This is a genomic window from Sulfitobacter dubius (assembly GCF_900113435.1).
Classification (GTDB): Bacteria; Pseudomonadota; Alphaproteobacteria; order Rhodobacterales; family Rhodobacteraceae; genus Sulfitobacter; species Sulfitobacter dubius.
Genome location: NZ_FOPG01000001.1, coordinates 1,395,586 through 1,409,890 on the forward strand (window position 1 = coordinate 1,395,586; position 14,305 = coordinate 1,409,890).

Below are 14,305 nucleotides of genomic sequence, written 5' to 3' on the forward strand. Positions count from 1 at the left end.
CGACGCCACAGGGGTGGAGCGACAAAATCACTCCAAGCACCGCTGGCCTGACGTTCACGCCCATTTCCGGCGGCGATAAGAAACAAAGTCGCCCGTCGGATAGCGTGCTCCTCAAGGCGCGCGATGATAAGCCCGCAGCCCTTCCCGAGGCGTCAATGCCTGTGCGCGCGGAAACTCGCCCGAAGAGTGCGGGGCAACATGACCATTGCGCCGCCTTGCGGGCGGGGGGGCCCTGCATGCCCACCCAACCGCTCTTGCGCAGTGATTTACGAATGCACTGTCTGACGCCGCGGCCCAAAATGCCCTCCCTGCAGAGGCACCGCTCTTCAGGGCGCAGCGAAGGTCAGTTTTCTGCCGGGTTTTTAGGTCACGCTGGGTCCGGCGGCGGGATTTGGGCGAAATTTCCGCTTTCACATCCTGGCATGGATGCCTTTGCACCCGCGGCGAATGACCGGGATCCGCCCTTTCATATAGGTGTCGTAGGAACATCACATAGCTGTAGCAGTCGGGTGCTCTACGAGAGCGGACCGCGGGGCGCAGACGCGTTATCCGCCGGACCAATACATGCCTCGCAAACCGCGAACCCACTGGAGAGCTGCACAATGAATATGAACCGACGTCACGTCATGGGCTTGATGGGGGCGACCGCCTCTGGGCTTTTCCTGCCGGGCCATCTGCGGGCCCAGCAAAGCCGCCCCTCGATTAGAATTGCCGTACAGCAAGTCGTCATCAACAACACGCTGGACCCTTGGAACGAACAGTCGAATGTGGGCGAACGCGCGCTCTACCCTAACCTTTGGGAAGGGCTGCTCCTGCGCGACTGGATGGGCAACCAAGGCCCTGTGCCGGGTCTGGCGACTGAGTGGAAGCGCCTAGACGAAAAGACTGTCGAGTTGAAGCTCCGGGAAGGTGTAAAGTTCCACAATGGCGATGAGATGACTGCCGAAGACGTGGTCTTTTCACTCTCCCCCGAGCGGCTATTTGGAGACACTCAACCGGCGGGCGGCGAAACCATTTACGCAGAGAACTTTTCCCGCTCCACAGGCAAGGACATCCCTGCCGCTATGCCGGGTATCGCGCGGCGCAAATGGCCCTCGCTGGCCGGGGTTGAAGCCGTCGATAAATATACCGTGCGCTTTCATAACGCGACGCCTGATGTGACAATGGAAGGGCGCCTTTATGCTGGCGGCAGCATCGTGGCCAGCCGTCGCGCGTGGGACGAAGCAGAATCCTATGATGCTTGGGCAAAGCAACCGGTCACCACAGGCCCCTATTACGTCGACGATTTTCAGCCAGATGTCTCGCTCACCTTGCGTGCGCATGAAGACTATTGGGGTGGTCGTCCTCCCTTGGAAACAATTACCTTCGTGGAGGTGCCCGAGGTCGCAAGCCGCGTAAATGGTCTCTTGTCTGGCGAATACGACTTCGCCTGCGACTTGCCGCCCGACCAGATTGGAACCGTGATGGATGCACCGGGTCTGGAAGTTCAAAACTCCACCATCTGGAACCACCGCGTCAATGTCTTCACGCAAGACCATGAGCAGCTGCAAAACCCGCTTGTGCGCCGCGCAATGACCCATGCGATTGACCGCAAGGCCATCGTTGAGGCCCTGTGGGCCAATCTAACAGAAGTACCTGCAGGCCTTCAGTTCGACAGTTTCCGGACCTCTGACATGTTCATCGAAGGTTGGGAAGCGCCCGAATATAACCCAGAGCTGGCGCGCCAGATGCTTCAGGAGGCGGGTTACAAAGGCGATCCGATCCCATTCCGTCTCCTGAACAATTATTACATCAATCAGGTGCCGAACGGACAGATCCTCACTGAGATGTGGAACCAAGTCGGCCTGAACGTCGAGATCAAGATGAAGGAGAACTGGGGTCAGATTCTTGCTCAAGACAGTCCGCGAGGGGTACGCGACTGGTCTGCTTCCAACACGATCAACGATCCGATTTCGCCGATGGTGGTGCAATTTGGGCCGAATGGTTCAGCCCAGCAGAACCGCGAGTGGACGAATGTAGAGTTCAACGATCTCTGTCAGGTGATGGAGACTTCGACAGACCGCGCCAAGCGCAAACAAGCCATCGCGCGGATGCTGACAATCGCCGAGCGCGAAGACCCGGCTTACAATATCCTGCACCAGAACGCGGTCTTCACAGGCATGCGGTCGAACCTAAATTGGAAGGCGGCTCCCGCCTTTGCAATGGATTTCCGCGCTTCGAACTGGCCCGGCCAATCCTAATCTATGGCGGCGCGTGCCCAACTCGGCACGCGCCCTATGCTTTTCGCTAGGGATTTTCTTATCATGAACAATCTGGTCGAGATCAGAAACCTGCGGGTTGCCTTTGATGGCGTACCGGTACTGCATGGCATCGATCTTGATGTGGCTCCCGGAGAAGCCTTAGGGCTGGTCGGAGAAAGTGGCTGCGGCAAGTCTGTGACGTGGCTCGCCGCGCTTGGTCTATTGCCGGGTAAAGCCAGCGTAAGCGGTTCGGTCTACCTGCAAGGGCAGGATTTGACAGGCGCGCCGCGCCAAGCGTTGGAGCGGGTGCGCGGGAAACGCGTTGCCATGATTTTTCAAGACCCCTCGAGCGCGCTTAACCCCGTGATCCGGGTAGGCCGGCAAATCATCGAAGCACTGCGGTTACATCGTGGACTTGCAGGGACTGCAGCGAAGACCGAAGCGTTGCGATTGATGGACCTTGTCGGCATTCCCGACGCGCGCAACCGATTCAATCTTTACACCCATGAATTCTCCGGCGGACAAGCACAACGTTTGATGATCGCGATGGCGCTTGCGGGCGAGCCTGACCTGCTTATCGCCGATGAGCCCACAACTGCGCTCGACGCCACAATACAGGCACAGATTCTCGACCTGTTGATCACTTTACGTCATGAGATGTCGATGGCGACAGTTTTTATCAGCCATGACCTCGCGGCTGTGGCCCAGGTCTGCGAACGCGTCTGCGTGATGTATGCGGGCAAGATCGTCGAAGAAGGCCCTGTCGCACAACTTTTTGACACACCGCGCCACCCTTACACTCAGGGGTTGTTCGACGCGATACCTTCACTCTCTGGGCCGCGGCGGCGATTGGTGCCGATCCCCGGGACCGTACCAGATCCGCGCCACTTGCCGACAGGCTGCGCGTTTGAGCCCCGTTGCGCACGCGCACGCACGTTTTGCACGCAGCATCGCCCAGAACTGCTGCCCCAGCCGGAAGGCCGCCAGTTGGCATGCGCCTATCCCGTGCCAGTCGCGCAGGACGCTGTGCAGCCAGAGGAGGAATATCAATGAGCCCTCTGCTAGAGGCCCGCGACTTGGTGCGTATCTATCAAACCCGCCGTGGTTTGCTGGGGCGCCCCTCAAATGTACGGGCTGTGGATGGGGTCAGCCTTAAGGTCAGACGCGGTGAAACGTTGGGGGTGGTGGGCGAGAGCGGCTCGGGCAAATCCTCTCTAGGACGCATGCTTTTGGGAATTGATACGGCGCAGGGTGGCGCTGTCTATACCAACGGGAAGGCTATGCCTGTTTTTGGTTCCCCCGAGTGGCGCTCCCTGCGGGCACGTATTCAAATGATCTATCAAGACCCCCTGGCCGCGTTGGACCGGCGAATTAGCGTGGCAGAACAACTGCGTGAACCACTGGATATTCACCGAATTGGTGATTCCGAAAGCCGCATGGCGCGCGTCCACGAAGTGATGCTGTCGGTCGGTCTGCGCCTCGACCAAGCCGATAAGTTTCCTCATGAACTCTCAGGGGGGCAACGGCAGCGTGTCGTTATTGCGCGGGCCCTTATGACCGAACCCGAGCTGCTGGTCTGTGACGAGCCTGTTTCGGCGCTTGACGTATCCATTCAGGCGCAGGTGGTGAACCTGCTGGCTGACCTGCAGCACGACCGGGGCCTTGGCATGGTCTTTATCAGCCATGATCTAAAGGTCGTCCGTAACCTTTGTGATCGGGTCGCGGTGATGTATCTGGGCCGCATCGTTGAGGAGGGCCCCGCCGATACGATATTCAGTGACCCGCAGCATCCCTATACTCAGGCTTTGGTCTCTTCAGTGCCACAACCCGGCCGTGCGCTTAAAAGCCGCATCATACTTCAGGGTGAACCGCCAAACCCCGGCAACCGCCCGCCCGGCTGCGCCTTTCATCCGCGCTGCCATAAGGCTGAGGACATCTGCCGCCACACCGTTCCCGAAACCCGAAGTGCCGGCGTCGAGTGCCGCGCGGCTTGCCATTTCGCTGGCCACGCATCGCTGCGTGAACTGGCTTGAACAGGAGCCATAAGTGATACGTTTCGTAACCTCCCGCCTCTTCCGGGCCGGGCTGACGGTCTTGTCGGTGATGACATTTGCCTTTGTGGTGCTACGCATGTCGGGAGACCCTGCACAGGTGTTGTTGGGACCGGATGTGCCGCAGAATGTGGTGCAGGATTTCCGCGACCGCTGGGGGCTCGATGACCCGATCTGGCGCCAGTATCTCTCTTACCTTCAAGCTATGATGCAAGGCGACTTTGGCCTGTCGATGCGCGACCGTTCACCCGCCATTGACCTTGTGATGCAGCGTATTCCGGCCACGTTACAATTGACGATCCCTGCGCTGATCCTGCAACTGGCCTTCGGCATCCCGGCAGGTATCTACGCCGCCCTAAAGCAGGGCACACTGGCAGATCGGAGTGTGATTGTCGCGGCGATCGTCGGGTTCACCGTCCCTTCCTTCGTAATGGGTTTGCTGCTGGTTTTGATCTTCGCCGTCACCTTAGGAGCTTTGCCCTCCGGCGGGGCGAGCAGTTGGCAACATGCGATTCTACCTGTGCTTACCATGAGCATCGGCGGCATCGGCGTTCTGGCCCGCTTTTCGCGCTCCGCGATGATTGAGGTGATGGGCGCGCCCTATATTCGCACAGCCTCTGCCAAAGGGGTCAGCTGGAGCGATGTTGTCCGCAACCACGCGCTACCAAATGCAGCGGTGCCGATCGTGACAATCGTAGGCTTCATGGTGGGCTCGTTAATTGCTGGTGCCATCATCGTTGAAACAATATTTAGCTGGCCGGGCATGGGGCGGTTGCTGATTGTGTCCGTCACCAATCGGGACCTGGCGGTGGTGCAATGTATCTTGCTGCTGGTCGCCGCCGTTATGGTGGTGTCAAACTTAACAGTTGACCTCCTTTACGGCTGGCTTGACCCGCGCCTGCGCCAGACAACCTCCGCACATTAAGGAACTGACATGACTGTCACTACCGTCAATCCCCCGCGTTTTGCCAAACGCCGCCGCGCGCGGTTACCCTTCACCGTGCAACTGGCGTTATTTTGGCTTTTGGCGATGGTCATTTGCGCGCTTTTTGTAGATCTGCTGCGGCCCTATCCGATCACCCAGATGAACCTCAGCACACGGCTCGCTCCCCCGGGCACGCCGGGGCATTGGTTGGGTACAGATGAATTGGGCCGCGACGTGCTATCGCGACTGATCCAGTCGGTCCGGTCCTCACTGGTTATCGCTTTTGGGGCGACCCTACTTTCGGCCTTCTTTGGCACATTGCTGGGCTTCATGGCGGCCAAGTTCCGCGGCGTGGTGGAGCATGTGGTCGTGATGTTGGCGGATTTTCAAGCCGCACTGCCCTTCCTGATTATGTCGCTGGCGGTCCTCGCGTTCTTCGGATCATCTATGCTGTTGCTTGTGTGCCTAATGGGTTTTTACGGATGGGAACGTTATGCTCGGATCACCCGCGGGCTTGCCATTTCAGCAAGTGCTCAAGGATACGCCGCTGCTGTGGTTCAACTTGGTGCAAAGCCATCGCGGGTCTATCTACGCCACATTCTTCCCAATGTTGCATCGACGTTGATCGTCTCCATGACACTCACTTTCCCTGAAATTATCTTGATGGAGTCCAGCCTTTCGTTCCTAGGTCTTGGGGTGCAGCCGCCCGATACAAGCCTTGGCAATATGGTCGGCTTTGGGCGGGAATATCTCACCACGGCACCATGGATCATGCTGTCACCTGCCGTTGTCATCGTGCTGACAACATTAGCTATTTCATTGGCCGGCGACTGGCTGCGGGACCGTCTGGACCCAACACTCTAGAAATGGAACCAAGGTTTGGGAGGTGCCGCGGTTACGGTGGTAAAAAAAAGGGCGGCCTGCTGGCCGCCCTTTGTGGTTAACGCGTAACGATCACAGCGCTGCTATCGATATAGTTGTCAAAATGCACCAAGGTCTGATCCGCATCGGCAAGGATCACTGCCATCTGTGCCGGGCCATCAAGTTCTTCGAACGTACCGCCATCAAGATTGACAGTTACGTTGTAATGGTTCCCTGACAGGGTGGTGAAGGGAATGCCCCTCCACAGCGCAGTAGAATTATAATGTACATGGCCGGCAATCACCTGCCGAATGTCGCCGTGTGTTGCGAGAAGGTTGGCCAATCGCGCGCCGTCGCGCAGGATAATGCGGTCGACCCGCGTGAAGAGCGGGTTTGCGTGGTGGTGCAAGATGACGATGACGGGCTTGTCCGCAGCCTCCAGCAACCTTTCTTCCAGCCAGTCATATTGCGCATCGGTGAGCACGCCCGGATGGATTCCAGGCTCCGAAGAGTCGAGCAAGATGGTCCGGTAACCCTTGTGATCTATCACCTTATCAATGCAGCCGGTCTCTGCTTCATAGTCTTTACCGAAGACTTCCAGAAAAACAGGCCGATTATCATGATTGCCTAGGGTGATATGGCAAGGAACGGTTAGTTCCGAAAGGATCGACTGCAACCGGACATAGGCTTCCGCCTCCCCCAGATCGGCCAAATCCCCCGCCAAAACGCAAAAGTCCGCATCCGCATGGCGCGCATTAATGGCCGCCACGCCGCGTGCCAACCGGTCTGCAGTATCAAGCGTGTGGGTTGTCTCCCCTTCGCGTACGATGTGTAAGTCGCTTAGTACAACGATCTTGAGTGTCATTGGCCAAGCCCCTCACGTGTCAGGTAACCAATCGATGCTGGAATGCCAGCTTTGTTGCGGAGCTCCATGATCAGGCGTGGTTGTTCTTCCAGTTTGGCAAGCGCGCGGAAGACGGCATGCCAGCGGATCGTTCCTTCGCCAATCGCCCAATGCCGGTCAGCATAACCATCAGCGTCTTGTAAATGAACATGGTCCAGCAAGCCCGCTGCGGCGCGCACGTAATAATCCACCGGCGGCCCGCCATTGGTGCCATGGGCATAGTGGGCGTGGCCCGTGTCGATCGACAGGCGCACCGCGGGAGAGTCAAAACTTTCCACCAATAGCCGACGGTCACGCGGGGCAATGTCTTCAATGTTTTCAATGACCAGCGTCACACCCTGATCTTCCGCACGCTTCACGGCACCTGAAAGCGTCGCATGGGTGTTTTGAACCACCATGTCGCGGGCATTCTCAAGGTTGTCGAAGTTATTGTAGTCCCAAGCAGTATAAGGCGAGTGAAGCACCATCTGCGTTGCCCCGACAGCCTGGCAAACATCTAACCCTTGGTTAACCCGTTTGGTCACCACCGCGCGAACTTCCGGGTCATTTGAATGGATGGTGAAGCCCCAAAAGGGTCCGTGGATACCCAAACGCCCGGTATAGCCATCCAAAAGTGTGTTGATCCGGTCTGCTTCGGGCTGCCAATCCCCCCCCAGCACGTCAGGCGCGTGAAAGGATTGGAGTTCGAGATCGCGCTGCTTTTCAAGTATCCAATCGCGGTATGTTTCAAGGTCTGCGGTGCCAAGCGCCGCGCCGATGACGGGAGGGGTCATATTCTGTCCTGTTATTAAGAATCTGCCCCTTTCTTTGCGGCTGTTACATGTTGACCAAGCGAAGGTTCAGTGAAGATTTCGTTACGGGACGTCAAGCAGATGTAGATGGGTCTGATGCAGCTTCGCCTTGACGGTTCCTTGAACGTTCGCGACTTCTTACGAGACTGGAAGGGCGAGCGTAAGCGTGCTCAGCAAAGGTGGGGTTCAATCACCCTGACGAGGAACGGTTTCCGGATCGTCGGAATTTACAGCCCTACGGATTTGAAATTCGCACGAAGCCTCCATCACGGCTAAGCGCAGCCCCGGAAAGGACCTGTCGCGGTTTGATGCCGCCCCAGGTGCTCGTTTAAGCCACGTTCCTTTCGAAACCGACGGGGCTTTTCCAGCCCAATGCTGAGTGGCGGCGAGGTGGATTATAGAAGCCGTTGATGTATCCGAAGATTGCCATCTCAGCTTGTTGCCGTGTTGCCCATGATTGCAGGACGCATCAGAGAAGTTACAAAGTGATTTGGCCGAGTGTAACGCGTACGGGCATCCCTAGATTTCTTCGTTTTATGGCGCGAGAGGTTGGCTGGCACTCAAAAGAACCTCGATAATATGACAATCTCAAAATGACGGATAATAACCGATCAAGATCCGTTTTGTTTGCCCACCAACATCCTATTGGAAGCACCTGGTTTTCGAACGCTTTGCGACTAAGGGGACCAAGCCTCTGATCTCATTGTTCCAGAACTTTTTGGTGCCGCCTTCAGCAGCGGGAAACTTCTTTACATAGGTATCAGTCAGTTTCGGGATTTTGTCGGGCGCAATATCATACCTCAGATGGAGCCATGCCCTTTGGCGCGATCAATCGAACAAGCCTGCTTTTGCCAACCGCCCTTCATCAAGGTGGTCGCCAACGCCAAGGGGCACTAGCTTATGCCTCACGAACCAAGATGAGGCACGGAAATGGACGCCAGACCGGCTCAGGACCAAAAGCGCGAAGTCGTGATGACCCACGGTGTTCTGAGTGAGAACCCCGAGGATCTTTTTCATGGCCGTGGCTGGCGGGTCGGGCGCGCAGTGCTTCACGAAGCGGTGCTGCGTCTGTGGAGCGATGATGCCTTTGGCATGGCTGGAAACGTGGCCTTTCGCGCGCTGCTGGCGATCTTTCCCTTCCTGATCTTCACCAGTTCGCTGACCGCCTTTGTCGGTGACCGGTCGATGGCCGATGACCTGATCCATTTCCTGATCGCCATCGTCCCCCCTGCCCTGATTGAACCGATCGTGTCGGAGGTGGAAAAGGTCATGACCGTGCCGCGCGGCGATCTGCTGAGCGTGGGTATCCTGTTGACCGTCTGGTTCGCCGTGGGCGGGGTCGACGGGGTGCGCGTCGGGCTGAACCGCGCCTATGGGCTTCGAGAGACGCGGTCGGTCTTCACCATCTACGCGGTGCAGGTGGCCATGGTGCTGCTGGCGAGCCTGATCCTCGTGATCGTGGGCTACCTGCTGGTGCTGGCCCCTCGGGCCGGGTCTTGGCTGCATATGTTGATGCCGGGATTTGATCCGCGTTCGGTCACCGTGGGGCTGGTCCGCTTTCCCGCCTCGGCCACGATCCTGCTGGTCGCCCTCTTCGCGGCCCATGTGATCCTGCCCGCCCGTCGCACCAAGTTTAACAACATCTGGCCCGGCGTGGTGGTAACCGCCGTCGCTTGGACCCTGCTTGCCGTGCTCTTTTCGTCCTATCTGCGGAGCTTTGCCACCTATTCCAGCTATTACGCAGGGATGGCCGGAATCATCGCGGCGCTGTATTTCATGTATCTCGCCGCACTGGTGCTGATCTTTGGCGGCGAGTTAAACCGCGCGCTGCGCATTCGCAGACTGGCCCGCGCGATGAGCGATTGACCCTCAATCCCCTTCACAAGGCGTGCCCGCAGCGCCCCAGACCGTCACATCATGCACCAGCGCATCAAGCGATCCTTCGGGCACTGACCGCCCCGCACCGGGGGCGAAACCCCAGTTTACAAAGGCAGAGTTTTGCAGGTGATCGACCAGTGAGGCGATGTCATGGCCGTCATTGGTCTCAGGGTCGCGCAACTGGGTGCAGACCTCTGCCGAGGTCTTACCGAGCCACGCCAATTCCACCGGAGGCAGCCGCCACGCATCGTCGATATGCGGCGGGGCGTGGGGCACGGTATTGGCGGCGGCAGAGGTGACGTGACAGGCGTCGCAGGGAATGCTTTCGGCTCCGATCTGGCTCTCGCCCGCGCGCACATTCATGCCGTGCACCGCGTCCGGCCCATAGCCCAACGCCTGCCACATCGGCTGGCCCTCTTCGCCTACATGGCAGTTGGTGCAGCGCGGGTGCGCGGTGACGGTAAAGATCCGGTCCCAAGCCGCCAGCCCCTCGACGCGATTGGGATCGTCCTGCGCGATTGCAGGGGCGGCCAGCATCAGCCCGGCACAGATGGAGAGGTATTTCATGCGAAATCCACGGATTTGGAGAGGGGGAGTTCACGGATACGCTGCCCTGTGGCGGCAAAAATCGCATTGGCCAGCGCCGGCGCGGCGGGCGGCACGCCCGGCTCACCAATGCCGCGCAACTTGCCGCCATTCTCTAGCCCGCGCACCTCGATCTTGGGCGTCTGATACAGCCGCAGCCCTTCGTAGAGGTGATAGTTGTCCTGCTGCGGCACCCCGTCGCGATAGGTAAGCTCGCAATTCATCGCATGGCCCAAGCCCCAAATCACCGCCCCAGAGAGTTGCGCCTCGAAGTTCACCGGGTCCAACACGCGGCCCACTTCGGCGGCAACGAAAACGCGGTCGATCTTAAGGCCCGCGTCGGTCTGGCTGACCTCGACCACCTCGGCCACCGGCACGCCGAAGGACAGGCAAAACGCCAGCCCCCGGCCCTGCGCCGGTGCAAGGTCTGCGCCCCAATCCGCCATCTCGCCCACGGCCTCAAGCACCTTGCGCGAGGGTGCGTGGGTGCAAAGCCTGAGCCGTTCCTCCAAAGGATCTACGCCCGCGGCATGGCACATCTCATCCATGAAGCTCTCGTGCAGGAAGCCGTTGCCCGACGCCCCGACCGAGCGCCATGAACTGACCGGCACCATCGCAGGCACCCGATGGCCGGTGACGCGATAGTCGGGGATCGCGAAGGGCTGATCCCACGCGCCCGCCACGATGGCGATGTCGGGGCCGAAGACCGGTTGGTTCAACCGCGCCATCTGCGATTCCGCCGTCGAAGGTGCCGCGATGGCCAGATCATAGGCCGCGATCTGCCCCTCCGAGACCTTGCCACGCGCCCGCGCCATGGCCAGCGGGCGGGGGAAGTCATGGGTAAAATCTTCATCGCGCGACCAGACCATCTTGATCGGAGTGCCCGGCATCTGCTGCGCCACTTCGACGGCACGCAGGGTATAGTCATCCTCCAGCCGCCGCCCGAAACTGCCGCCCGACATCAGCACGTGAATATGCACGTTCTCGGCGTCGATGCCGGTGAGCGCGGCCACATTGGCCTGCATGAAACGCGGGATCTGCGTGCCGGTCCAGATATCGACGCGGCCCTTCTCAAGCTTCACCACCACGCTCATCGGCTCAAGCGGGGCGTGGGCAAGATAGGGAATGCGGTATTCGGCCTGCAAAACCTCACCATCAGAAAGCGCCGCGCTGACATCGCCGTCATCGCGAAACCGGCTGTCTTGTCGGTCATCGGTGAAGGACTCGGCCACAGCCTCGAACTGAGCCGCCGTATCGCCGATATAGGGCGACGGCCCCCAGTCACAGTCGACCGCCTGCACGGCCTGAAAGGCGCGCCACGTATTGTCCGCCACCACGGCCACCCCGCCGGTGATCGGCAGCACGGCCTGCACGCCACGCATCTTTTCGGCGCGGCCTGCGTCGAACCCCATAATATCCCCACCCTGCGCCGGATTGGTGCGGGTGGTGGCGTAGACCATCCCCTCCATCGCCATGTCGATGCCATAGGTCTGGGTGCCGGTGGATTTGGGCAGGATATCGGTGCGCATCTGCGTCTTGCCCAGATGCCGCCATTCGCTGGGATCGCGCAGTGTCACCTCAGTAACTGGATCCATCTCTGCCGCGGCGGCGGCAAGGTCTTGATAGGCCAGTCGCATGCCATCGGGCAGCACCACGGCGCCCGCTTCGGTCTTGAGCTGATCACGATCCAGCCCGGTCTGCGCCACGGCGGCGGCCAGCAGCGTTTCACGTGCCACAGCCCCGGCCATGCGCAGGCGGTCATACATATCCGGCACGGTAGAGCTGCCGCCGGTCAGTTGCAGCCCCAGAAGTTTCCCCGCCACATCCGACGCCCCGCGCCCGGTGCGCGCCAGCAGTGTTTCGGAGGTCGCGGCAATCGGCATCGCCTCAACCCCCACCACGCCGTTGTAATAGACTGGCGAAGGGGGGCCGGGCGTGATCTGAACTGTGTCGAGATCGACATCCAATTCTTCAGCGATCATATGGGCTTGGATAGAGTATGCTCCCTGCCCTACATCAGCGCGCGGGGTAATTAGGGTGACGCCACTGGCATCGATCTTAACATAGGGCGTGATCGCCGCCGCGCCGGGTGGCAGCCCTTCTAGCAGCGGGTTTTTCAGGTCACGTTTATAGAGGTAGGTGCCAAAGGCGACGCCCCCGACGATGGCTGCAGAACCGACGATGAAACTGCGGCGGGTGATGGTGCGCAAACGCGACATGCTCAGGCCCCCCGCAGTCGGGCGGCGGCGCTGTGGACAGCGGCGCGGATGCGCGGGTAGGTGCCACAACGGCAGAGGTTCCCGCTCATCGCCGCGTCGATCTGATCGTCGGTCGGCTCGGGGTTAAGCTCAAGAAAAGAGGCCGCTTGCATGATTTGCCCCGATTGGCAGTAGCCGCATTGCGCGACCTGATGCTCCACCCATGCCGCCTGCACCACATGGAGCGCCTCGGGCGTGCCCAAGCCTTCGATAGTGGTGACATTGCCGTTCACATCCGCCGCCCGCAATTGGCAAGACCGCACGGCCAGCCCATCGACGTGCACGGTACAAGCACCGCATTGCGCGATGCCGCAGCCGTATTTCGGACCGGTGATGCCCAACTCATCGCGCAGGACCCACAGAAGCGGCATATCGTCTTCCACGTCCATGTCGTGGACCGTGCCGTTAACGGTCAATTCCATTGGTGATCCTTCTGCCCTGTTGCATATAATGTAGCCACGCAAGAACAGGCCGCAAGACCGCGCGAAGCAAGTCGCGCAGCGTCATGCAAATAAAGAAAAGGACAACTGCGGTCGCGCCGAAGACTATTCGAGGTCTTGCGCCGTCATGGCACGGTGAATTTCACGGCGCACCAGTTTACGGACATTGCGGGTGATCCGCTCTCCCAAGGCACCCTGCAACTCGGCTCGGACGATTTCGGTCACCAGATCGCGCAGCGCCTCTTCGTCGAGGAATTGGTCTTCGCCCCCTATGCCTTCATCTTCCGCAGGGGCAGCATAGCCAAATTCCGGCGCTGTCGCTGCGGGATCGGCAATACGGGGGCCGCTGTCGGCAAAGCGACGCACTTGTTCCTCGACCTGCGGCGTGGACGGTTGCGTGGAGCGCGCGCGCGGCGCGGTATCGGCGGCTTCTACAGTCGCGGTATCGGCGATCGGTGGCTCTGGCGTGTCCAGTTCAACATCGTCTTTCCATTCCATCGCCGGAGGTTCCGTACCGGAATAGTCATTATCGCCGGGGCTGTCGGGGTCCCAATCGTCAGTAATCTTGCCAATGGCCGTCTCCAACGCTGCCAGCTTGTCACTGCGCAAACCACTGCTCGCTTGGGCCGCCACCTCGGATACAGGTTTGGTCGGGGTCTCTATTTGTTTTTCAGCAACGGGTTCTGCTGGAGCTTTCACTTCGGCTGCAGCGTCCTGCGGTGGGCTGCTGAAATCTTCTGCATGTAAATCACTGGGATCATCATGCAGCATATCGTAATCCAAGGGGGTGACCTTGGCCGGCTCAATTGCAGCGGGCTTCGGGCGATCTTTGCCGTCCGACGTGGCAACCCGCAACGCCGGGGTCAACACCAAACGCTCGCTTGATGGATCGGGTGCTTTGGCAGGGGGCGGCGTAGAGGGGCGGCGCGCCGAGACAAAGGGACTGTCGGCAGTACCACCGCTTCGGTCATCTTCGGTCTGCATAGCTTGGGTCAAGCTCAGCGGGCGCGTCACACCATTGGACGCCGATCTAAGGGATAGATGCGGGGTGAAGTCATCAGAAGACGCGGCCTCGGAAGCGTCCGTCTCCGAAGGCGTTACACGCGCGCTTTTGAACTCACCTTCCTGAATTGTCTGCCCCTCTGATTGGGGCGCAGTAGCTTTGGGTGCGTTTTCCCCTGCAGGGCCAGAGGCTTGCAAGGGGCGCTTGTTTTCGGACACCAATCGGCGGATTGACGACAAAACGTCTTCCACCTCCGCATTTGTGACGGGTTCGGACATGTTTCTCTACCACTCTTTCCTCGCGGATAGCTTAACCGCGCGGGGGGATTCTCACAATGGGGCGGTGCAAAATGTCCGGTCGGTGTGACCC

The 14,305-nt window shown here is 59.6% G+C and carries 12 protein-coding genes and 1 pseudogene; 6 read left to right on the plus strand and 7 right to left on the minus strand.

Annotated features, from left to right (window positions below; genetic code table 11):
* Positions 1-602: 602 nt before the first annotated feature.
* From BM229_RS06795 to BM229_RS06815, 5 genes are all read left to right on the plus strand, one after another.
* On the plus strand, positions 603-2,240 hold the full coding sequence (locus tag BM229_RS06795; RefSeq protein WP_093926853.1) for an ABC transporter substrate-binding protein: 1,638 nt from the start codon (positions 603-605) through the stop codon (positions 2,238-2,240).
* Between the two features lie 63 nt (positions 2,241-2,303).
* A complete protein-coding gene (locus tag BM229_RS06800) occupies positions 2,304-3,293 on the plus strand; it encodes an ABC transporter ATP-binding protein (protein WP_093927250.1) in 990 nt (329 codons plus the stop codon).
* On the plus strand, positions 3,290-4,273 hold the full coding sequence (locus BM229_RS06805; RefSeq protein WP_093926854.1) for an ABC transporter ATP-binding protein: 984 nt from the start codon (positions 3,290-3,292) through the stop codon (positions 4,271-4,273). Before BM229_RS06800 ends, BM229_RS06805 begins: the two co-directional genes overlap by 4 nt.
* A gap of 13 nt (positions 4,274-4,286) precedes the next feature.
* Positions 4,287-5,216 carry an ABC transporter permease gene (locus tag BM229_RS06810; protein ID WP_093926855.1) on the plus strand — a complete coding sequence of 310 codons (930 nt, stop codon included), beginning with the start codon at positions 4,287-4,289 and terminating at the stop codon, positions 5,214-5,216.
* A gap of 9 nt (positions 5,217-5,225) precedes the next feature.
* On the plus strand, positions 5,226-6,080 hold the full coding sequence (locus tag BM229_RS06815; RefSeq protein WP_093926856.1) for an ABC transporter permease: 855 nt from the start codon (positions 5,226-5,228) through the stop codon (positions 6,078-6,080).
* A 76-nt stretch (positions 6,081-6,156) separates the two neighbouring features.
* On the opposite strand, the gene BM229_RS06820 is transcribed toward BM229_RS06815, so the two are convergent.
* The 3 genes and pseudogenes from BM229_RS06820 to BM229_RS18210 all read right to left on the minus strand — a co-directional run.
* Positions 6,157-6,942: a phosphodiesterase gene (locus BM229_RS06820; RefSeq protein ID WP_093926857.1), complete on the minus strand. Its 786-nt coding sequence runs from the start codon at positions 6,940-6,942 to the stop codon at positions 6,157-6,159.
* A complete protein-coding gene (locus BM229_RS06825; protein ID WP_093926858.1) occupies positions 6,939-7,754 on the minus strand; it encodes a sugar phosphate isomerase/epimerase family protein in 816 nt (271 codons plus the stop codon). The genes BM229_RS06820 and BM229_RS06825 overlap by 4 nt, the downstream gene beginning before the upstream one ends.
* 346 nt (positions 7,755-8,100) lie before the next feature.
* Positions 8,101-8,226: pseudogene (locus BM229_RS18210) on the minus strand (IS3 family transposase); the annotation flags it as partial.
* A gap of 476 nt (positions 8,227-8,702) precedes the next feature.
* Between BM229_RS18210 and BM229_RS06835 the strand changes: the two are divergent.
* Entirely contained in the window at positions 8,703-9,638 is a 936-nt protein-coding gene (locus BM229_RS06835; RefSeq protein ID WP_093926860.1) for a YihY/virulence factor BrkB family protein, read from the plus strand.
* Between the two features lie 3 nt (positions 9,639-9,641).
* On the opposite strand, the gene BM229_RS06840 is transcribed toward BM229_RS06835, so the two are convergent.
* From BM229_RS06840 to BM229_RS06855, 4 genes are all read right to left on the minus strand, one after another.
* A complete protein-coding gene (locus BM229_RS06840; RefSeq protein ID WP_093926861.1) occupies positions 9,642-10,217 on the minus strand; it encodes a hypothetical protein in 576 nt (191 codons plus the stop codon).
* Positions 10,214-12,454: a xanthine dehydrogenase family protein molybdopterin-binding subunit gene (locus BM229_RS06845; RefSeq protein ID WP_093926862.1), complete on the minus strand. Its 2,241-nt coding sequence runs from the start codon at positions 12,452-12,454 to the stop codon at positions 10,214-10,216. The genes BM229_RS06840 and BM229_RS06845 overlap by 4 nt, the downstream gene beginning before the upstream one ends.
* Before the next feature lie 2 nt (positions 12,455-12,456).
* On the minus strand, positions 12,457-12,915 hold the full coding sequence (locus BM229_RS06850) for a (2Fe-2S)-binding protein (RefSeq protein WP_093926863.1): 459 nt from the start codon (positions 12,913-12,915) through the stop codon (positions 12,457-12,459).
* 123 nt (positions 12,916-13,038) lie between these two features.
* Positions 13,039-14,214 (minus strand): hypothetical protein, encoded by a 1,176-nt coding sequence (locus tag BM229_RS06855; RefSeq protein ID WP_093926864.1) that lies wholly within the window; start codon positions 14,212-14,214, stop codon positions 13,039-13,041.
* Positions 14,215-14,305 lie beyond the last annotated feature (91 nt).